Genomic DNA, 24,092 nt, shown 5'->3' with positions numbered 1-24,092 from the left:
ATTTACTTTATAAAATTAATTATATCCAAGCATGAAAAATATTGTTTTATCTTTTTTAGTACTTTTAATTGGCACTGAATTATTTTCTCAAGAATTACCCAAGATAATTCAGCCTTCTCCAACAGTTTCTAGTTTAATGAGGTTTGAAGAGGTTGCAATAAATAATTATACTGGTCAGCCAAATATATCAATTCCTTTATTTCAGAAAAAACTAGTAAATAATTTTAATTTCCCCATTTCAATATCATACAATACTCAAGGTATCAAAATAGATGAAAGATCGGGTTGGTTAGGCAGTGGTTGGTCTTTCTTTGGTGAAGCTGTAGTATCAAGAACAGTTATGGATGTACCAGATGAAGCAAATTATAGTATAAATGGTTATAAGAGTGTAGGGGTGTATCATAATGGATTCTTTGATTTAAATTGGAATTTTAATACTACTAGCACGGGAAGTGTGAGCTATTTAGATTCTAATTATTCTGAAAACAGTAGCGATTTAACAATTCAAGAGTACCTATGGAATGCCAGTAATAAAGGTAGTAGTAAATATGATGGAGATTTTGACAATACATTAGATATTTATCAAGTTAGCTTGTTTGGTGTTTCTGCCAGATTTGTAGTAGAAAAGTTGAATAATGTTCTAGTTCCAAAAATGATTTCAAATGATGATAATTTGAAAATTACAATAGATTACTCAAACCAATTCCATATTAATTCATTTTTAATACAAGACACAAAAGGATTGAAATATTTGCTTTCACAAAAAGAGGTTAGTATATCTGATAATACTAGTGGTAGTATTTTACAAAATGGTTCCAATAATTTAAGTGGCTCAATATCAAATGCAAGAACGGAATATGTTTCGGCATGGAAAATAGAAAAAGTTATAAATGAGTCAAATATAGCGCTTGCTACATTTTTATATGATCACGTTGAAGAGGTTTATATTGCTCCTGCATCGATTAAAGAGAATATTATTGAAAATATAACTAGTCCTCACACAAAAGCTTCTCTTTTTGGTGGGGCTACAGCTTTTGAACAAAATGAATTAACTAATTATAATAATTCCATTGCTTTGCCAAAATGGTCGAAAGCGGTGTCTTATTTGACAATAGATACTCAAAAATTAAATACTATTAATTTTCACGACGGTACAAAGTTTGAATTTAGTAAATCGACTTCTCACTTAGAATATTCTTCTGGAGGTTGTTTATTAAATAGTATAACAGAAAGGGACTCATATAATAACGTTGTCAAAAAAATTGATTTTAATTATTCAACGAATGGTAGTAGAGCATTTTTAAGCACTTATTCAGAAACATATAATAGCATTGAAAATACTTCTTTGCTTTATACTTTGGATTATGATAGGAAAGAACTTTTGCCTGCTTTTGGAAGTTTAGAAAAGGATATTTGGGGTTATTATAAACCAGATTATCCAAATCAAATTCCTATTTATAAAACTAAATACGCAAGTGATAAATCTTACGTTACCGTTGGCTCTCTAAAAAGTATTCTATATCCCACAGGTGGAGTTAAAGAGTTTAATTTTGAATCTAATGATTTTTATCACTCAGGAACTAGCGCTTTTACCGATTTAGATTTTAAGAAATATAATGAAGATAATTGGAGAGCTTTAAACGTGTCTAGTACATTTTCTATTGCAGGCCAAAACACTTATACTAGTAATGAGGTTTTTAATATAGATGAGGAACAAGAAGTATTTATTGATCAAACTTTTATTTCTGGAGATTTAAACACTGCTAATAATTGTAGAATTGATATTATATCTGTTTTAAATACCGGAAATACAATTGGTGTTGGCGGTTTTAATAGTGAGGAAGATATTAGTGTAGTTGTACCTTCAGGTAGGTATAAAATAAAAATAACATCTTTGACTACTCAGCAGTATAATGCGCCTTCATCTAATATAAAAATTAAGATTTATTATAAAGATTATAAAGAAGATATAAACAGATTTATTAGAGGAGGAGGTGTAAGAATAAAAAATTGGAAGTTCAAAAATAGCATACAAGATACGTTTTCGGAAAGAGAGTTGAATTATAGCTATAGTTTAGAAAATGATGCTTTTAATTTAAATAATAGAGCAATCCGCTCTAGTGGAGTAATTGATGGTTTCTTTACTAATGTAAAAAACTATGAACTAACTAAAAAACATATTTTTGCTATACCCAATGGCGGATTTGGAAATACTTCGACATATGTGCCTACTCCAGTTTCTGTAAGGTATAACGTAAAAGAACAACTAAACAGCGTATATACTGCATTAACAAATGGGGTAAATGTAGGGTATTCTAGAGTTTCTGTCTCAGAATTGAATAAAGGAAAAAGTGTTTTAGAATATACATCTGCAATAGAATATCCTACATATGCGACTGACTATGGCTATCCTTTTCTCCCTTTGAAATCTAAAGAACATTTACAAGGTGCGATAAAAAAGCAAGAAATATTTAATAATGAAAACTCTCTTTTAAGTGAAACATTTTATAGTTATTTCCCGGAGATAACGAATGAAATTGCAAGATCTCTTTTTATATATGAAGATTTAAATTGTCCAGAGATTCAGTTTTATAGTACATTTCAAAATTATTTAAATCAATTTCCCTCTCCTGGAAGGGAATTTGTTGGGAGTACTGACGGTAGAATTTATTCTAACTGTGGTACTATTGCCCCTCTGTATTATAATTTTTATTCTCACTCCTTTAGTAAATTTTTATTGAAAGATAAATTATCTAAGCAATATTTTTATGATGCGAATGGTAATCAAACAGCGACGGAGGATGTTGAAACTTATGCCTACAATAACCAAATTTTTAAGATAAGTGAGCAAGTTCATAAATATCAAATTAATAGTCAGGAAATTGAATTAAAAAATAAATATCACTATCCTGTTGGTAGTGCTAATATAGATTCCAACACAAATGAGGTGAAAAACAAACTTATTGAATCAAATAAAATTACGGAGGTTTTAACTGTAGAGTCGTTTAGAAACGATATTAAACTTTCCCAAGTTTCTAATATCTATGAAGAACAAGCACCTAATTTAATTTTGCCTGCAAGGGTTCAAGTTTCAAAAGGATTGGGTTTACCAGAAACAAAATTAGAATATCATAAATACGATTTACAAGGTAATATTTTAGAGCTTAGTCAAAAAGACAATATGCATATTGTGTATATTTGGGGGTATAATAAAAGGTATCCTGTTGCAAAAATTGAAAATGCCACTTATTCAGAAATAGAATCGATATTAGGAACTAATTTTGATTTAGGGTCTAACGGATTATCTATTTCTCAAGAGTCTAATCTAAGGGGTAGTACAATCCTTTCTGGAGCAATGATTACGACTTATAAGTACAAGCCTTTAGTCGGTATTACGAATATTACAGATCCAAGAGGAGATATTATATATTATGAATATGATGATTCTAATAGACTTAAGTATATTAAAGATAAAGATGGTAATGTGTTAAATCTGACAGAATATAAGTATAGTTCATCTCAATTTTAAGATGTAAATAATTACAGTTGTAAGTAGCTTGTTAGTTAGTCAATGTTGTTATCTTTAGTTAATCTTATATAGCCAAAGTGTTTTTAGTTTAATGAAGAAAATAGTGGTATAGTTTAATGGGATTTAATTTAGAGAAAATTACTGCCTCAAAAAAAAAGGAAACAGTGAATAGAAAGAGTGAGCAAAAATCTTCTTTTTTGACAAAAGAAATCACGTTTTTTGGTCATTCGTTTTCAAACAAGATTAAAGAAGATTTTTATGCTGAACTTAGTGTTTTACTAAAAGCAGGTATAACTTTAAAAGATGCATTAGAATTGATTCAGAAGGCATTTAAAAAAGAACAGCACAAACAAAAACTTAAATTAATATCAGAAGACATTGTCTCGGGTTTAAGCCTCTCAGAAGCCTTAAAAAAGCAAAAAGAATTTACAGACTATGAATACTATTCTATAAAGATTGGAGAGGAAACAGGTACTTTATCAAAAGTGTCTGAGCAATTGGGGGCTTTTTATTTAAGAAAAAATGACCAACGCAGAAACTTGGTTGGTGCATTGACTTATCCAGCGATTATATTATCCACTGCAGTATTGGTTGTTGTTTTTATGTTGCAATTTGTAGTGCCTATGTTTCAGGATATTTTCCTGCAACAAAAAGTAGAATTACCAGCAATAACAAAGGTTATAATTTATTTGTCTAAAATGTTTAAAAGCTACGGTTGGTTAATGCTTTTAGTGATAGTTGTGTTACTGTTGTTAAGACCGCTTTTAAATAAAAAAGAAGAGTTTAAAAAGTTAAAAGATACGTTTGTTTTAAAGCTCCCTTTTATTGGTGATTTTGTTAGAACGGTTTATTTATCTCAATTTACACAAGCTGTATCCTTGTTAACAGCTTCAAAAGTACCTGTTGTAAACAGTATTCAATTAGTAAAAGAAATGATTGATTTTTATCCGCTTAAAGTTGCTTTAGAAGATGTAGAGCAAAATATATTAAGAGGAAAATCATTAAGTGAAAGCTTAAATGAGCATAATTTTTTTGATGCCAAAATGGTGGCATTGGTTAAGGTCGCTGAAGAAACTAACCAAAATGAGTTTATTTTTGAGCGTTTAAATACGCAATACAATACACAAGTACAACAACGCTCTAAACTGTTATCTACAGTAATGGAACCATTTATTATTTTAATCGTTGGTGTTTTGGTTGGTGTTATTTTAATAGCGATGTATTTACCTATGTTTAAACTAAGTAGTGTTTTAGGATAATAAATGTTACTTGTACTTTATTGTATAATTTATAAAAGGTTGTTTTAAGAAATCAACTTCGTTAATTCTGTTCTAGCCAATATTCTTCCAACTTATCCAAGTGTTCTTTACATAGGATAAAAACTGAAGATAGCTTCTTTGTGTCGTTATTGCTATTATGGTTTTGTCATCTATTTTTCCATAATGATTAGTGACAAAACTACTTTGACAAAATGTTTAATTTTTTGGAGATAGAAGGAACTGGTAAGAGAGAATAATTTTTTTTATTTTGTAATATTGAGTTTAAGTCAATGATATAAATAGGTGTTAAACTTATTTTGTGTTTTAAACAGCAAGGTATGTTTTGAGTACCTCAAAACTCAAAAACGCGTTTTTGTCCTTGCTAAAATAAGTTTTAGGGTTACGCTCCAAAGTCGCTAATTAGTTCTGTTTTTTTTGAAATAAGAGTGGATTTTAATGCGTTTTTTTATTTAATCTTAGAGAGCTTTTAGTGTTATGTAATGATTGTTTATATTAATTCATATAATAGCATATAGTTCCAAAATGTTTTATTCTAAGGTTTGTGTCAAGTATTTATTAGAATGGATTAGTAGGTTGTTTTGCAATAATAGTTAATATTTGAGGTGCATTGATTTCTGTAAAAATTTTTTTATTTTTTTAATAAAAAAGTTTTTATTATTTATATTTTTAATAAAAATTTTTTTAAATTTTTATTTTTTCACAGCCACACAGCCACACAGCCACACAGCCACACAGCCACACAGCCACACAGCCACACAGCCACACAGCCACACAGCCACACAGCCACACAACCACACAACCACACAGTGAAATAGTGATTTGTAAAAACTTTTTTAATAAAAAAAATTTTACTTTTTCTAAGCGAAACAGTAACAGAGTATAATAGTCTTACAAGATTACTTTTATAAAAACTGTTTAATTAATCATAATTTTACATAAAAATGCCATCAATTTCCGATTTCGAAGATTATCAAACTCAATTAGATAAACACCAAGATTATATTCTTTTAAACAGAGAATATAGTCATACTGAAATATTTAAAGAAATTATCCTTTTTATGGATAGCGCTTTTCCAGAATGGACCACTAATAGAGGAATTGGTTTTTGGGCTGCGGAGTTTGTGCTAACTGCAATTCAAAACTTGGAACATTTATATGAAGATATTAATAATAGTTCTATTCAAGTTTTGAAAGATGTTTATATGAGTTTAGTAGTCGATTATAAAATAACTAAAAAACAGTTTACTTCTGTTGTAATTGATACAATCATCCACAATTTCGAAATTGAATACAATGAGTTATTGGATGAAAATGAATACTTACCTATTAATGATTTTAAAGCTTTATACGATGAACTTTATAATGTGTATGAAATTAAGATTCTAAATAAAGTTACTTATAATTTTATGAATGAAGAGTTTCCTATTCTTTAAAGCTACAAATCTATAATTATACATTTATATAAAAATATTTTTATACAATTACGGAAACCCGTAATTATATGTAAACACGATACATTACTTTTATGTTTCGTTAATTATTTTGTTATTACCTAAGCATTAATATCAGTTTTAAATTTATTATCGTTTTTATCTTCTTATATCTTAAAATAGTCAAGCAATTTTTCTATTTTTGATATGAAGACAAACTTTAATTTTTATTAAACTAAATATGCTTAAAGAACTTTTAAGATCTAAAGGTGTTAAACAAAAATGGCTTGCTAACAAAATTGGTGTTAGTGAGGTTTCTGTTAGTAATTGGGTGAAAGGAAAAAGCGAACCTACCTTAAAAAACTATCAGAAAATAAGTGATGTTTTAAATATCCCATTAACAGAATTAACGAATTAATGGTTGCAGAAAAGAAATATAGTTTTTCGTTTACTGCAGCTTCTTTGCGCACAAGAGAATTAACGCTTGTGGCAAATCATGTTTTGGTGGAGCCTATTGATGATATAGAAGGTGTTTTGGGTCATGGAAAAAGAACCACAGGGAAACGCTATTTAGTAGAAATGGTTAAATGGTTGAATGTACTTACAGAGGAGCAAAAAGAGTTGTTATTGGAAGGGAATTTTAATGTGCAGAAAGAGATTACATTTATTGCCGTTTGTAAAAATTTCGCTTTTATACGTGATTTTATTATTGAAGTAGTTAGAGAAAAATATATCGTTTTTGATTATGAAATAACCAATGGAGATTACCTTTCTTTTTTTCGTCGAAAAGCAGAAAGCCATCCAGAAATAGACAAATTAACAGAGGTAACTCAAAATAAAGTAAGGCAAGTGACCTTTAAAATATTAGAACAAGCAGGATTGATAAACAACATAAAATCAAAAATGATACAACCTCAAATTATAGAGCCTCAAACCAAAAAGGTGATTCTTAAAGATAGTTCAGAATTGTTCAAAATCTTCTTGTACAGTGATTTTGATATTCAAACGTTGACAGTATAATTATGGGGAATCTTACAACAAAATTCGAGCATTTATTCAATGTTATTTCATCCTCTAATTTCTTAAATAAAGAATCGTTAGGAGGCGAAATTCCTTTCTTTATCTCTTCTTATAAAGCAGAAGAGGAATTAGCGTGTAGAGAAGAAATACACTTACTAAAAAAGAAATTAGAAAATCAAGGAGTACCTATTTTAGAACTAAATCTTTACGATCTTATTTGTGAGATATTAGAATCTAAAGGCGGAATGGAACGTATGTTTAAAGTAGAAAAAGCAAAGTCTAAAGATAAGTTTTTAAATGCTTTACAATCCTCCTTAAATATGCATCAGGTATTGATGCCATTAATAAAACAAAAAATAGAATCTAACAGTGCTAAGGTATATTTCTTAACCGGAATTGGTTTAGTATTTCCATTTATACGTTCTCATAACGTACTTAATAATCTTCAAAACATAGCAAAAGAAGCACCTACGGTTGCTTTTTTCCCAGGAGACTATAATGGACATACTTTAAATCTTTTTGGTTTACTAAAAGATGACAATTACTACCGTGCATTTAATATGGATAAAATAGAAGTTAAGCTATGATCAAAAATTATTTTGAAAAACTAATAGACCGCCCAATTGAAACGGTTATTAAAGCCGATGACCGCGATAACATTTCAACCGAAGTTACCGAGTACGTCATCACTAACGAAATAGGAAAAAAGATAAAAGACTTTTTTCAGGCCTACAATGATTATTCTGGAGCCAATGGTGTTTGGATCTCTGGTTTTTTTGGTAGTGGTAAATCTCACTTATTAAAAATCATATCGTACGTTCTTGAAAACAAAGAATACGATGGCTGGAAATCGGGAGAATTATTTGCTGAGAAAGTAGATAATGATGCGGTTTTAAAAGACGACATTCTAAAAGCGACACGTGTACCTTCAGAGTCAGTCTTATTCAACATAGACCAACAAGCACAGATTACCAGTAAAGAAGATGCTAATGCTATTCTTTCTGTGTTTTACAAAGTGTTTTACGACCATTTAGGTTATTATGGTTTTCAACCACACGTTGCTGAGTTCGAAATGTGGTTAGATAGTAAAGGTAAATACGATGCTTTTAAAACGGAATATGCAAAAGTTAACGACAATACTTGGGAAGTAGATCGTTTAGAATATTTTGTACTAGATGTAAAAGATGTTTTAGCAACGGTTTTTAATGAAAGTGCCGATAAGTATGAAAATATACTTGATGAATTAGAAGACAGAAACAAACAATCTATTGAAGATTTCTGTAATCGTGTAAAAGCATATATCGACTCTAAGCCAAAAGGATTCCGATTAAACTTTTTTGTAGATGAAGTTGGTCAATATATTAGCGACAATACCAAGCTAATGCTTAATCTGCAAACCATAGCAGAAACTTTAGCAACTAAAACAAAAGGTAATTCTTGGATTTTAGTAACCTCGCAAGAGGATATGGAAACTGTTGTTGGCGATATGAATAAAAGCCAACAAAATGACTTCTCTCGTATCCAGGCACGTTTCAAAATTAAAATCCCATTAACATCTGCAAACGTCGATGAAGTTATCGAAAAACGTTTACTAGATAAAAATGATAATGCGCAAGAAGAGTTAGGTGCCGCACATAAAAAAAATGGTTCGCATTTAGAATCGTTATTATCATTTTCAGAAGCTGGTGTACAATTTAAAGGCTATAAAGATGATGCCGATTATGCCAACAAATTCCCATTTGTTCCGTATCAATTTGATTTGTTTCAGCAATGTAGAATAGCCTTATCTAACCACAACGCCTTTCAAGGTAAACATGCTTCTGTAGGAGAACGATCTATGCTTGGTGTATTTCAGCAAGTGATAAAAGCGATTCAAGAGCGCGATAAAAATGCTTTAGTTAGTTTCGATTTAATGTTCGAAGGTATTCGTAACGAATTGCGAGGCGAAATACAACAATCCATCATTCTTGCCGAAAAACAGTTAGATGATGTATTTGCCATTAAAGTGCTAAAAGCTTTATTCCTAGTTAAGTACTTCGGGAATTTTAAAACCACAAAACGTAACATTTCCGTTTTGTTAATAGACGATATTAATGTAGATCTTAAAGCGCACGAAACTAAAATTGATACGGCATTAACCATTCTAGAAAACCAAAGTTATGTGCAACGTAATGGTGATATTTATGAGTTTTTAACCGATGATGAAAAAGATGTTGAAGAAGAAATAAAGAATACAAGTATTGATGAACAAGCGGTTACGCAATTGTTAAAAGAAATTCTTTATGATGATATTATAGAAGTCAACCGAATTAAATACCTAGAAAATAAGCAAGATTACGATTTTACAACCAAAATAGATGGTAGTTTTTTTGGTAGAGAAAAAGAGCTAGAGATAGAAATTATTACAGACGACTCTAGTAAAGATTTTAACGAATCGCACATACAATCCCAAACCATGGGAAGTACAGGTATGAAAGTGGTTTTAGCATCTAACGCTACTTTTATGCGCGATGTTAGAATGTATATTAAAACAGCCAAATATGAAATGCAAAATAGAGGTTCTGGTACTAGACCTCAAGTAGCAAGGATTCTTCAAGAAAAATCCATGCAAAATGTAACGCGTAAGAATAATTTAAAAGTCATGGCAAATACCGCTTTGGCAGCATCTAAAATATACCTAAACGGTGGTAAGTTAGAGATGACGAATTCTAGCGACGGTAAAACACGAGTTATTAATGCGTTTCAAAAATTGGTAGCAGTTGTATATCCTAATTTACGCATGCTAAAAGCGGTGACGTTTACAGAAGATACTATTGTTAGTACCGTACGCTCTGCACCTGAAATGTTATTTACGGAGGAAGAGGCTATTATGTCGGAAGCCGAAGGCGAAATTTTAAGCGAAATTTTAAAACGTAAAAAACGTAGTGATCGTACCACACTTAACGATCTTAAAAACGTCTTTATTAAAAAACCTTATGGTTGGTATCCTAACGCTATTTGGACAATTACAGCAAAACTGTACAAACGTGGAAAAATAGAAGCCAAACAAGATTCTAATTTATTAGATAATGATGCGTTTTTAAATGCCTTGTTAAATAGCTCTAACCACGGTAATACCATTTTAGAGCCACAAGCTTCGTTTGATGCTACAGCGGTAAATAAACTTAAAGAGGCTTATAAAGATGCCTTTAATGAGAGTTGTCCGTTACGTGAAGCTAAAGATGTTGCTACTGCTTTTAAAGATAAATTAATACAAATGCGTATTGATGTCAATCAGCTTTTAGCAAACAAACAATCCTACCATTTTCTAAAAAGTCTAGAACCATTCTCAGAGAAATTAGAGCGTTGGTCTAAAAAGGACTACAGTTTCTTTATTACCAATTTATCGGAGTTTGAAGACGATTTATTAGATGGTAAAGAAGACCTGTTATCGCCTATTCAAACGTTTATGAATGGCGAACAGCGCAAAATATATGACGAAGTAAAAGCGCTTTTAGAAGGCAATACCGCAAACTTCGATTACATACAAAGTGACGAGTTAGAGACCTTAAAAACCTTAATATCAACTAACACGCCATATAAAGGTAGCGCTGTACAATTGGCTAAAGCAGCAAAAGACCAACTGTCTAAAAAAGTAATAACGCTTATAGACGAAGAGAAGACCAATTTTACTAAAACAGCAGAAGACTTTATAGCAGATATTACAAACCGTAAGGCGTTTAAAAACTTAGGTATAGAACAGCAAACTAATGTTATTAGTGCTTTAAGTTATAAAAAGAGCGCGATAACTAACGAACGCTATATTTCTAACATTCGCCAGTCTCAACATCAGTTATCGCAGATACATACAGATGCTTTAAACTTAATGGCAAATTTAGCTGCGCCAAAACAAGAAGATGGTAAAGTAAAAGAGCCAGTTGCTAAATATATAAGGCGCTCACAAATACATGTAGATTACGATAAAAACGAGCTCGTATCTGAAGAAGATGTAAACGATTATGTAGAAGCGCTTAGAGAAGCCTTTTTAAAGCGTATTAACGAAAATATTAAGATCAACTTAAAATAGCATGAACACCAACCAACTAAAACGCTTTGCCCAAGACGCACGTATAAAATTGATAGACCAAATTGGTGCCAAGCTTGAAAAAGTATTGACAACTGATAGTGTAGAGTTACGTGAAAAAGCAGGGCATTTACAAAAACTACAACAGGCTATTAACAAAACCTCTAAAGCAGACGTTATAGATACCGTTGCTTATACTTGGTTTAACCGTTTTGTAGCCTTACGGTTTATGGACGTTAATGGCTACCAACCTATAGGTGTCTCTATTGTAAGCCCAACAGAAGGTGGTACGCTACCAGTTATTTTACAAGAAGCCAAACAAGGTAATATTGCAGAAGAATTGCCTGTGCAACACCAACGTATTTACGATTTGTTAGATGGTAAAATACCAAGTACAGATGCACAAAACGAAGCCTATAGTAATTTATTAGTTGGTGCTTGTAACCATTTAAGTGAAACTTTACCGTTTCTATTTGAAAAAATTGAGGATTATACCGAGTTATTATTACCAGACGATTTAATATCTAGTTTTTCTATAATTGAAGATATTAAAGTTGGGATGCAACCCGAAGATTGTAACGAAGTTGAAATTTTAGGATGGTTGTATCAGTTTTATATTTCTGCTTTAAATGAAAAGCTAATCAGCTCAAAAAAGAAATACGCTAAAAACGAATTAGCACCAGCATCACAATTATTTACGCCCAAATGGATTGTGCAGTATATGGTAGATAATACTTTAGGGCAAGTTTGGTCGGAAATTAGACCAGATTCTAAAGTTATGGACACCTTAGAGTTTTATATAAAACCAACTTATACAGAGCAAGCACAAAAACGAAAGCCTAAAAGTATAGAAGACGTCACCTTTTTTGAACCATGCGTAGGTTCTGGGCATATTCTGTCTTATGCTTTTGATGTATTTTATAAAATATATGAAGAAGAAGGTTATAATCCTTCTGAAATACCGAAGCTTATTATTACCAAAAATTTATTTGGTGTAGATATAGATAGACGTGCGGCACAAATAGCCTCTTTTGTCTTAATAATGAAAGGTCGCGAAAAGCAACGACGCTTTTTAAGAACCGTAGCAAAAGAACATATAGAGCCTAACATATCATTTTACCAAGATTTTGAGTTCGATAATAAATTCCATAACGCTACTGCATTAGGCTCTTTAATTGAAATTAATCCAAAAGACGTAGAAAAATTTAAAATTGAACAAAACTCATTATTTGCAGAACGCCAAAAAGAGGTTTTTAAACTGTATAAATTATTAGGGAAACGTTACGATTGTGTGGTAACGAATCCACCTTACATAACTTCCTCTAGAATGGAAGGGAGTTTAAAACAATATGTAGAAGCAAACTTTCCTGAAACTAAATCAGACCTCTTTGCAACCTTTATTTTGCGTTGTTTAGAGTTATGCGATGGTGATGGTTTAACTGGGTATATGACGCCTTTTGTTTGGATGTTTATTTCTAGTTATGAAAAATTAAGAGGTGAAATTATAACGAAACATTTTATAAATAATCTTATCCAATTAGAATATTCTGGGTTTGATGGAGCAACTGTGCCAATTTGCACATTTACTTTGCGAAATAAGCATTTGGACGCTCAAAGCAGTTTTATAAGTCTAGAAAAATTTAAAGGTTCTCAGAACCAAGGACCAAAATCACTAGAGGCTATTAATAATAGAAGTTGTGGTTGGTTTTATAATTCTAATCCTAAAAGATTCAAGAAAATTGACGGAGATTTACTTGGTTATTGGTTGAATGATATACAAATTGAATCACTTCAAATAGATAAAACACTTGATGATTTAGGAAAAACGAGAAGAGGTCTACAGCCAGGAGATACTCCAATGTTTGTAAGAGCATGGCATGAGATTGAATTCGAAAAACTCTTTATAGCTGAAAGTAATTCAACTGAAAAAATGGCTAATAAGAAATGGGCATTATTAAATAGTGGAGGTAAATTTAGAAAATGGTACGGTAATTTTGATTCTGTTGTAAACTGGGGGAATAATGGATATGATATTAAATCTTATGGCAAAGGAATAATTCCGAGTGAGCATTTATACTTTACTAAAGCAATTGTGTGGAACAAAATCACGTCAGGAAGGATGGGATTTCGCTTGCAACCTTTTAATATTATACCTGGTGATGCAAGTCCTGGTTTTTTTCCAAATGATTATAATGATATTAATACTATTTTAGGTTTTTTGAACACTAAAGTGACTAAGCCATTATTAAAACTATTTGCACCCACTTTAAATGCTCAAGTAGGAGATTTAAAAAAAATCCCACTGAAGTTAACCAAAGAAAATAGTATTCCGCTTTTGGTGAAAAGTATTATTGGTACTTCAAAATTTGAATGGCATTCAAGAGAAACCTCATGGGGTTTCAATAAAATTGAACTCATTAGCTTACAAGGTCAAGACCTAGAAGAAGCATACAATAATTTTTGTCAATCTTGGAAAAGTAAATTCTTTGAGGTACATAAAAACGAAGAAGAACTCAACAAACAATTTATAGATGTTTACGGTTTGCAAGACGAGTTAACGCCAGAAGTGCCGTTAGAAGATATAACTATTTTAAAAGAAGAAACCAGTATTAAAGATGGCAACTTAGTATTTCGCGAAAGCGAAATTATGGCACAATTTATAAGCTATGCGGTAGGTTGTATGTTTGGGCGTTATAGTTTAGATAAACCAGGTTTAATATTAGCTAATCAAGGAGAAACCTTAGAAGATTACCTCAAAACTGTCACACTGAGTGCAGCCGAAGTGTCTTTCCTACCAGATGATGATAATATTATCCCAATACTAGACAACGAGTGGTTTGAAGATGATATTGTTGGTCGTTTTTACGCCTTCTTAAAAGCCACTTTTGGCAAACCAAACTTTGATAAAAACTTAGCATTTGTAGAAGATGCAGTTGGCGATATACGCAAGTACTTTTTAAAGTCTTTTTATAATGATCATTGGAAGCGTTATAAAAAACGTCCTATTTATTGGTTGTTTTCTTCGCCATCAGGTGCGTTTAATGCATTAATATATATGCATCGCTACACACCAGATACGCTTAACACCATGCTTAATGGCTACGTTAAAGATTACCAAGAAAAATTAAAAGCGCAAAACCAACAGTTAGACCACGTTAAAAACGTGGGTACAGACCGTGAGAAAGTTAGCGCAGAAAAAGAACAAGCACGTATTAACAAAATACTACTAGAACTACAAGAATACGACCGTGAGTTATTTAAAATAGCCACAGAGCGTATCGCTATAGATTTAGACGATGGTGTGCTGGTTAACTATAATAAGTTTGGTAAAGTAATTAAAGAAGTTAAAGGCTTAAACGATAAAAAAGCCAAGGATAAAGTAAGAAAGTTTGATTGGATAGATGTAACAGAAATACAGTAGAGGCATGGGATTAGAAATCACTTATAATAAAGCAGAGCACCATCACGAAAATGTACAATTTAGACGTGTAGCAAATGCGTTAAAATCCTTGTTTGATAAACAAAATTGGGACGGTATACTTATAGGTAATCCAGTAAACGAAGACTATTATCGCTTTAGGGCAGATGGCTTACTTTTTTATAACAATGGACTTGTTATATTAGATTTTAAAGACTATTCGGGTGATATCATATTACCAGCAAGTGATGAAGATTTTGAAAAAGAAAGGTGGTTTCTAAATACAAAAGAAGGTGATCAAATTAAAATAGATGGTGGTGCAAATTTCCCAAACCCTTTTAGGCAACTAAAGTCTTATAGACAAGTTATGTATGATATCATTAATGATGATACATTGATGAAATATGTACTAGAACCAAGTCGTGTTTGTGCTTTAAATATTTTTTCTGGACCAATAACAACGAGCCGAAGAACTTCTAGAAAAGTGCCATATTACCAACTTGTTCAAGAATTAGATTTACATACTTTTTTATACGTTTACACTAGTAAGAATGCTTATGAAAAAGCAATTGCGGATAAATTTAGATTACTATTCCCAGCTGAAGAATGGCAAGAAGACCTTGTAGTTTCTGTAGAACCTAATGTATTAAAAGAAGAACCTTCCTTTGTTGATGGAGATTTAGAGCCCGTATTAGATGATTTTTTTAAAACTGAGGACGCAGGAGTTTTAATTTTAGAATCAAAGGATGCTAAACTTCGAGATAATTGGATGAAACGCGTAAATGCATATGCACTCGACAATCTTGGTGCAGAAACTCATTTATGGTCACACTCGACTAGAATAGCAAGCAAAATATTTAAAAGAGCTGGATTGTTACCTTTAAGTCTATACACTACTATTTATGGTGGTAAACAACAAGCTTCTGCTAATAATAATTTAGAGGAAGAGGATAATGAAGCTAAAGATGAAGATGAGATTTCTCAAGATGTTATTGGTTTAAGAAGTGACATAAATATTGATTTAAATGATGTTTTTATCATTCCAGAGGCACATCTAGTATCAAGAAGTTTACACCAATCAGATTTAATTCGATTTGGATCAGGAAGACTTTTAAATGACCTGTTTTCTTTTTTAAAGTTAACATCCACAAAGCGAAAGCTAATCCTTATAGGAGATCCATATATGCTGTCATATGGAAGAGTTGAGGATACAGCTTTAAATGTATCAGTTATAAATGAACTATTTGAAAATGGTAATATTATAACTTATAGAAATATTGATGATGAAACAAGTTCTAAGTCTCAAATATATAAAACGAGAAAAAAAATAACATCAGCTATTGATGAGCAGATTTTTAATAGACTGCAATATCATTATGATGAATCTCTGCTTGAGGTAAATCAAAATGGTGCGAGCGAACTCCTGACTGATTGGTTCGGGACACCTTTAGATAATGAACCAATAAATGCGGTACTTTTTTATTCTAAAAGTGATGCTAGAAAAACAAATCTGTGGATAAAAGATAGATTATTAAGAAATGGGCGTAATATATGTGATCGCGATTTATTAATTGTTAACAATAATATTAATATACCAGATGAATCTGGCTTTGGTCATCCTACGAAAGTAACAAACGGAAGTTACCTTAGGGTATTGGGAGTCGAAGGACTTGAACAAAAAGAAATTTCTTTAGGTAAAAATAAGACTTCTATTATTTTAAACTATCGAAAGATTAGAGTCAAATTATTAAGTAACTCACAACAACCAATCTTATCAATACTAATTCTTGAAAATTATTTAAATAATGAAGAGGATCTTGATAGGCAGGAACAAATAGCGCTTAAGATATTCACCAATCATAGATTTGCGGAATTAAAGAAGACATATAGTTTCGAGAAAAGTGTAAGCTATAATAGTCTACAAATTAATTCTGAATTTAAAAAAGTTACAGAACAATTAAAAGAGTTAGAGTACAGAGAACAGAAAGGAGAACGTATTCTTAAAAAGGATATTAAGCGGTTAACAGTAGAGCGCAATAAGATAGAAAGGCGTTACAAAAAAGACTATACAGCATCGTTAATAATAGATTTACGCAAATCTGATCCTTATATAAATGCTGCTTATATAAATTATGGATGGGCTATTACAGTTCATAAATCTGTTGGTTCTCAATTTGATAATGTTTTATTTAAAGTATTACAATCTGACGATGCAGGAATAACAAACGAAAGTTATTTTAGATGGTTATATAGTGGCTTGACTGCTATAAAAAATAAATCTTACATAATACATCCTCAGACTATTAGTCCGTTTAAAGAATGTTCCTTTATAGATGATGTAGAAATTACAGAGCACAGAGAGGTTATTAAAGAAAAAGACTTGTTGGAGTTCTCTATAGATGAAATAAATTTTACTACTAAAATTATTTTCCCTGAAGATTTTAATTCAAATGCAGCTGTTGCTATAACCTTAATAAATGATAACCTACAAGATTTTAAAGTCGAGTCTGTTAGAAAATTTACGGAATATTTAAGTAAGGTGGTTTTAATAGATAATAATGAAAATCAAACTACTATTTCAATAAATAATAAGGGGAATGATAAATTATCATCTATACGCATAGAATCTACGTCTCAAGAAAACGATGAAGTTATTCAGAGAGCTATAGATTCTCTTTATGAAAAAGAAAAAAAAGAAACTTTATTTCCTAATAATTTTAGAGGAGATATTTATAGTGATTGGCAATTTCTATTATATGAAAAAGATATTGTAATTGAACTTAAAACAGAGCATCTAAATGAAGATAGACTTATGTTATCTAAAGGAAATGACTTTGTAATGTTCAATCTACGATACACTACTGCACAAAAAAAGAGAGGTTTCTTTATCTCGTTAACCATTAAAGAGAAAACAAACCAATCATTAGTTTTAATATTGAAAGATCTTTTGAAAAATGGATAGTAAAAGAGAACTACAAGATCGTGCTAAATTATTAATAGAGACCAATCCATCAGGAGCTGCAGATTTATATCTTACCATGTGGAAGGATTATCGAGAAGATTTTAATAATTATGATGCGGTTGCTTTACTTCAGGCTCTGAGAAAAACGAATAGAAAGGATGTAATAGAGCTTCCTCTTATAGTCGAAAAATTCAAGGATTATGAAATTGTATCAAGTTTATGTGGTTGGTATGTGTTTAATAGTTTTATAAAACATAAAACACCACAGGATATTTTAAATAGTGAGAATTCAATATGTAACTATATAAATATTATTAAGCAAAAAGATATAAGTGTTGATGATAATTATCCGTGTCCTTTTTCTATTATTCTTTTTAAATTAATTGAAGCACATTCCAAAAACCTCTTCAACGCAAATAAAATTTATGAATATTGCAAGAAAATAAATCCAGATTTTCTTTCAAAAAAGACATCCGAATTTAAAGACAAAGAAGGAAAAACAAAACAAAACCCTTCTGATATAGAAACATATTATCAGTATTATACTAAAGTTTGTGATAAATTAAATAAAAGTGAGGAAGCAATAGATGCTTGTGAGAAAGGATTAAAAGCAGTTAGCGAGTATCACTACGATAATGATCTTTGGTTTCAGATGAGAATTGCTAGAGCTCACAGGAATTTAAAAGATTATGAGTCTAGTGAAAAAAAGTATTTAGAGCTTATTAATACTAGAGCTGGTAGTACTAAATACTTTCTATTCGAAGAGTATTCAGGATTACTTAATGATCAAGAGCGTTATAAAGAGAGTTGGATTCAATCGTTACGGGCAGGAATACAACTGTATGACGTTCAGTATAGTGCTAAATTACTTCTTCATCAATCAAGATTACTTGCTAGATTAGATAGAATTGATGATGCTAAGAAATTTGCAGAGATAATATTTTTAGGTATTCAAGAAAATTTATGGAATAACTCTACTGAATACCAAAAGCTTATTAATTACTTCGAAATTAAAGAGTTAAAAGGCAAGTCAGATAAGTTTTTTAAAGATTTATATAAAACGTTTAAGGATGAACTTTATTTTGATTCTGAAATTAACAAAGGTGAAATTGTATTTATACATCCACGAGGTAAGTTAGGTAGAATTAGATTTTCAAATAATGAAAGTATTAATTTTTCAAAAAGTTCATTTAATAATAGAGTTCGAAATCTTGATAAATTTAATGGAGCAAAAGTTTCATTTGTTATAGATTATGATTACAAGAGTGAACAGATTGCGGAAAATATAAAAATAGAAAACTTGGAAGTAGCTAAAGTCTTAGTAGGTTTAACTTCTAAAGGAAAAATCCGGAATATTGTAGATTTTGGATTATTTATAGATATGGAAAATGGGAAAACGGGATTAGCACATATCTCAACTTTACCTAAGGATTTTCAAGAAATATATGAGGTAGGTAACGTTGTTAAAGTGCGTGTTGAAAAGGAAACAGAAAAAGGTCTTAGTTTAAAAATAGTCGATTAAAATAATGAATACAAATATACAAGAAGCGTTAGAGAAAAAATTCCAAGATCACGATGTGATATTTTGGTATGACGAGCGCGATGAATTAAAAGAAAACTTTGACAACCTTGTTATCGATGGCGTTGAGAAATGCCATATAAAAAGTAACGAGTTTGAGATAAAATATAAGATAACATCAAACACCTCTAAAACAAAATTTTTGGTGTATTCTAATCAACCAAAACCAATAAATAATGAAAACTGGTTGTTAGATTTAGAGTTGGCTTACCATATTTTTCATACAGATCAAGAAGCTATTATTCTTCAAGACTTAGGTTTAGATTTAAGTTTAAGAGAATTAATTGCAGATCATATGCTATTTTTTAAATCGAAAGAACGTATTGATAAGCTAAAAGAGCTTCTAGGGAAAGGAGATATTTTAAGAGATATTAGATATAAAATGGTAGCTGTAACGCTAAACACCGATTACGTTAATTTAAATACGTTTATACACGCACATGGAACTGCTTTTGCTGACGGTAATGAAAAGTTACAAAGAGATTTAGAACGCTATGAATTATCAGATTTCTATTGGAAACAAATTTTAAATAAATTTAACTATAGTAGTCAGTCACCTTCTATTTACGATTTTCTAGTAGAAGCATTTTCTGATAATTTTAATGTGACTGATAAACCAAAATTATCTAAAGAAACGAGGCTTTTGCTATCGCTTTGGAAGGATACCATTACTTACAGAGAAGGCTTTGATAAAATATCTGCAAAAATTGCTAATGATATTCAAATAGAAAGTGCTCTCAACACGCTGCCTCTTGAAAAAGCAGTTAATGATGAGCTTTTTAAGTTAACGGATAAAAAAATAATATACGATTTAGTACAACGTCTAATTACAAATGACATTGCTAACGATACTTTACAGAGCTATGTAAAACAAAGGGAACATACGTTTTGGTATAGACCACATTTTGAAGCGTTTTATGAAAGTGTTTCGTATGCCGCACAATTACAGCATGACATTCAAAAATTAAAAATAGATTTTAAATCTATTGAAGATGGATTAGAACAATACACATCAACTCTTTATGAAATAGACTTTTTATATAGAAAGTTTATTCTTAACTACCGAAGAACAAACCAAGATACGGTATTAAGTGAATTGGCAGAAAAGGTAGAAAAATTATATACTAATGATTGGTTATTGCATTACAATGATAAATGGCAACTAGTAGTTGACGGTTTAGAGGCTTGGCCAGTAAAAGAGTCTTTTAGTCAAAGACAGTTTTTCAAGAATCATATTCAACCATTTGTAGATAAAAAACAACGTGTTTTTGTTATTATATCTGATGCGTTACGCTTTGAGTGCGGAATGGAATTAAATAAACGATTGCCACAAGAAAACAGATATGACAGCGAAATAAACGGTGCCATAACATCATTGCCATCGTACACGAAGCTTGGTATGGCATCTTTACTTCCTCATAAAGAATTAGCAGTAAAAAAAGGAACGGACCAGGTTCTTGTAGACGGAATGACTTCAATGGGTATTGCTTCACGTTCAAAAATTTTGACTAAAAATTCAGGAACACGAGCAACAGCTATTTTAGCAGAAGATTTTATGAAATTTAGTGCTAATACAACAGGTCGCGATTTTGTAAAGCAATATGATGTTATATACATCTATCATAACAATATAGATGATACAGGAGATGATACAACATCTCAAGATAAAGTCTTTGATGCGGTCGAAAATGAATTAGATTTCTTTATGGATTTATTAAAGAAAATATCTAATATGAACGGTAATAATATGATTATTACTTCGGATCACGGTTTTATATATCAACATGAAACGTTAGAAGAAAGTGATTTTACATCTGCGGATATTAAAGGCGATGTAGATAAACACAATAGAAGATTCGTTTTAGGTACTAATATTACTGCAAACGATGCTGTAAAATCATTTACGCACAAACAATTGGGCTTAGAAAGCGAAGGCGATGTGCTTATCCCGAAATCGGTAAATAGGCTAAGAGTTAAAGGTGCTGGTTCTAAATTCATTCACGGCGGAGCATCATTACAAGAAATTGTGATACCGGTAGTTAAAGTGAATAAGAAACGACAGGATACAACAGCTCAAGTAGATATAGATATTATAAAATCTTCGGATAAGATTACTACTAATTTGTTAGCGGTTTCATTTATTCAAACCGATGAAGTAAATGACAAGATGCTGGAAAGAAAAATAAGAGGCTCTATTGTTGCTGAAGATGGCACATTATTGAGTGACCTATTCACTTACACCTTTGATATTAAGGAAGAAAATCAGCGTCAAAGAGAAGTTAAAAACAGGTTTCAACTAACCGCTCAAGCTAGTGGTAAATATAAAAGCCAACGGGTTAAATTGATATTGGAAGAACCAATGGATCGCGCCAATAAATGGAGAGTTTACAAAGAATATTTCTACACGCTTAATATTTCTTTTACTAATGATTTTGATGAGTATTAAGAAAGGTTGAATTGGTTTTCAATGTTTAAAAGGCGGTTTATTTAATGAAGTAATAAGTGAGTTAAAGTATGCAAAGAGAAGAGTTTAAAAACTGGTTAATTAATACTGAAAAATATGATGTAACTACAATAAATTCTCGTATTGGTAATTGCAGTACTATAGAGAAAGCTTACGGAGATCTTGACGAGCATTATAAAAAGGATAGATTGGGTAGTCTTTTGAAACTTCTTAAATATTCAAGACAAGATGAAAGAGAAGAAATACAACAACAACCTCCATTAGAAATTGAAGGAGATATTTACACAGGGTTAGCCACTTTAAGACAAGGGTTAAAGAGATATCTTGAATTTAAGTTACAATTAGAAACAAACACTACCAGTAAAGATAAAAATGAATCAAATGATGCATTCAAAATAACTTTCCATAATAAAGTAATGTCAAAAGAATCACTAATACCATCTGAGAACAAAAATACTTTACTCTTACTTCCAATCAAAAATTTGAGTAATAAGTTTTTTGAAATAGGTAGTTATCAAAGAGGTTATAAATGGGGTAAAAAGGAAATACTAGAGCTATTGAATGATATAGATAGCTATGATAAAAGCCAAGGTTTGTATTGCCTACAGCCACTTGTCTTAAAACCTCTTAATAATGAGATAGAAAAAATAGAAATAAATAATACTTCCTATAGCATATTTAAAAATAATGAAGTTGTGGATGGCCAACAACGAACAACCACCCTATTTCTATTGTTAAAGTATTTTGAATATAAAGGTTGGGTCGACAAAAAGTATTTATATGAAATCGATTTTAAAACAAGAGAACGAAGTGGAGTGTTTTTAAAAGGGAACCTTAATTTAATTTTTGAATTCCCTCTTGATAAGATAACCAAGGAAGAACTTGACAAAAAAGAATATCATGATTTAAAAAATATCAATGCATTATGGGCGAGTTTTATAGATCAGAACTTAGATTACAATAATGTAGACGTTTATCATTTTTTTGTAGTTACCGGTTATCTAATTCGATGGGTTGAAGAGTTTTTATCGGAAGAAAATCTAAGAAATGTTTTTATTGAAAAACTACTCAAAGGTGTAAAAGTAATTTGGTATTCACTAGATGATTCTGAAAATGATAATCAAATTATTCAAGTCTTTTTAAACAACAATAAAGGGAAAATAGGTTTAACGTCTTCAGAATTAATCAAGGCACTTTTTATTCTAGATATTAAAAATAGTGAATCGGTTTCTATTAGTGATATACAAATAAATCAATTTGCTTCAGAATGGAATAGTGTAGAAAGACAATTACAAGACGATAGCTTTTGGTATTTTATTCAACCAAATGAAGAGCAATACCAAGGAGGAACCAGAATAGATTATCTATTTGATTTATTATTAGATAAGCCTAAAGGGGCTGATGATTTCTTTGCTTATCGACATTATGAAAAAAAGTTCAACTCTAAAGAAAGTATTCTAAAATCATGGGAAGAAGTAGTTCAGCTGTATTACAAATTATTAAATTGGTATGAAGATTCTGAAATATTTCATTTTGTTGGCTTTTTAACTAATTCAAATATCAAAACGGTAGATAAATTACTCAAAGAAAATAAAGGAAAAACAAAAAAAGAATTAAAAAAATCCTTAAAAAATGCTGTTAGAACTGGTTTTAAAAAGAAAGGTAAGACAGAAGATAATAAAGAATTTTTCATCTACAGTCTTGACAATCTACATTATGAAAATTATTCTCAAGAAACGAGGAAAGTACTGCTGCTTTATAATGTTTTTTATTACTTGGATAATATGGCAGGACATAAGTTCCCGTTTGAATTATTTATAAAAGAAAAATGGAGTATTGAACATATCATACCTCAAACACCCAAAGATATTGAAAATATTGCTATTTATGCTCAGTGGTTTGAAGATATTATAGCGTATGCAGAGTTGGAAGTAGATACTAATTTGATTAAAAGAATTAGAGCTCATGTTACCATAGAGGATTTAAAAAAAGACAAAGAATTGAAGTTTGACCTTGATAAAATTGTTATTGAAAGTGAAGACATCACGCATTATTTGAATAACTTATTACTTCTAGATAGAAATACAAATAGCACATTGAGTAATAAATTATTTGATGAGAAAAGAAGTATAGTATTACGGTTTGATAAAAATGGTTTTAATGACAAAGAAAAACCAGTATTTATTCCAATTGAAACCTTGAATGCTTTTAATAAAACATTCAGTAAAGAGATAAATATAAAAAACTGGACAAAAGAAGATGGTGATAATTATGTGTGCGCAATCAAAGATCGACTAAAAGAATTTTTACCAACAAAATTAGAAAACACAACTCCAAAAGTATAATA

12 protein-coding genes are annotated in these 24,092 nt (G+C 30.6%); all 12 read left to right on the top strand.

Annotated features, from left to right (window positions below; all coding sequences use genetic code 11):
• Window positions 1-31: 31 nt before the first annotated feature.
• The 12 genes from BMZ09_RS07085 (at window position 32) to BMZ09_RS07025 (ending at window position 24,090) form a co-directional block, all read left to right on the top strand.
• Window positions 32-3,529 (top strand): hypothetical protein, encoded by a 3,498-nt coding sequence (locus BMZ09_RS07085; RefSeq protein ID WP_090838899.1) that lies wholly within the window; start codon window positions 32-34, stop codon window positions 3,527-3,529.
• Window positions 3,530-3,726: 197 nt separating this feature from the next.
• Entirely contained in the window at window positions 3,727-4,788 is a 1,062-nt protein-coding gene (locus BMZ09_RS07080; RefSeq protein ID WP_245741099.1) for a type II secretion system F family protein, read from the top strand.
• A 962-nt stretch (window positions 4,789-5,750) separates the two neighbouring features.
• Window positions 5,751-6,242 (top strand): hypothetical protein, encoded by a 492-nt coding sequence (locus BMZ09_RS07070; RefSeq protein WP_090838894.1) that lies wholly within the window; start codon window positions 5,751-5,753, stop codon window positions 6,240-6,242.
• A gap of 238 nt (window positions 6,243-6,480) precedes the next feature.
• Window positions 6,481-6,657: a helix-turn-helix domain-containing protein gene (locus BMZ09_RS07065; protein WP_090838892.1), complete on the top strand. Its 177-nt coding sequence runs from the start codon at window positions 6,481-6,483 to the stop codon at window positions 6,655-6,657.
• Window positions 6,657-7,259 (top strand): DUF1819 family protein, encoded by a 603-nt coding sequence (locus tag BMZ09_RS07060; protein WP_090838890.1) that lies wholly within the window; start codon window positions 6,657-6,659, stop codon window positions 7,257-7,259. The genes BMZ09_RS07065 and BMZ09_RS07060 overlap by 1 nt, the downstream gene beginning before the upstream one ends.
• A gap of 2 nt (window positions 7,260-7,261) precedes the next feature.
• Window positions 7,262-7,846: a DUF1788 domain-containing protein gene (locus BMZ09_RS07055; RefSeq protein WP_090838889.1), complete on the top strand. Its 585-nt coding sequence runs from the start codon at window positions 7,262-7,264 to the stop codon at window positions 7,844-7,846.
• Window positions 7,843-11,325, top strand: a complete 3,483-nt coding sequence (gene brxC, locus BMZ09_RS07050; RefSeq protein WP_090838887.1) for a BREX system P-loop protein BrxC — start codon at window positions 7,843-7,845, stop codon at window positions 11,323-11,325. Before BMZ09_RS07055 ends, brxC begins: the two co-directional genes overlap by 4 nt.
• Before the next feature lies 1 nt (window position 11,326).
• Window positions 11,327-14,743, top strand: coding sequence for a BREX-1 system adenine-specific DNA-methyltransferase PglX (pglX, locus tag BMZ09_RS07045; RefSeq protein ID WP_090838885.1), 3,417 nt, complete (start codon window positions 11,327-11,329; stop codon window positions 14,741-14,743).
• A gap of 4 nt (window positions 14,744-14,747) precedes the next feature.
• Window positions 14,748-17,702: a hypothetical protein gene (locus BMZ09_RS07040; RefSeq protein ID WP_090838884.1), complete on the top strand. Its 2,955-nt coding sequence runs from the start codon at window positions 14,748-14,750 to the stop codon at window positions 17,700-17,702.
• Entirely contained in the window at window positions 17,695-19,224 is a 1,530-nt protein-coding gene (locus BMZ09_RS07035) for a S1 RNA-binding domain-containing protein (RefSeq protein WP_090838882.1), read from the top strand. The genes BMZ09_RS07040 and BMZ09_RS07035 overlap by 8 nt, the downstream gene beginning before the upstream one ends.
• Before the next feature lie 4 nt (window positions 19,225-19,228).
• Window positions 19,229-21,727 (top strand): BREX-1 system phosphatase PglZ type A, encoded by a 2,499-nt coding sequence (gene pglZ / locus BMZ09_RS07030; protein ID WP_090838881.1) that lies wholly within the window; start codon window positions 19,229-19,231, stop codon window positions 21,725-21,727.
• A gap of 68 nt (window positions 21,728-21,795) precedes the next feature.
• Window positions 21,796-24,090 carry a DUF262 domain-containing protein gene (locus BMZ09_RS07025; protein ID WP_090838880.1) on the top strand — a complete coding sequence of 765 codons (2,295 nt, stop codon included), beginning with the start codon at window positions 21,796-21,798 and terminating at the stop codon, window positions 24,088-24,090.
• Window positions 24,091-24,092: the final 2 nt, after the last annotated feature.

Origin of the sequence: Olleya namhaensis, assembly GCF_900114005.1 — a bacterium.
Classification (GTDB): Bacteria; Bacteroidota; Bacteroidia; order Flavobacteriales; family Flavobacteriaceae; genus Olleya; species Olleya namhaensis.
The sequence above is the reverse complement of the archived record's forward strand: the minus strand, read 5'-3'. Positions and strand labels throughout refer to the sequence as shown.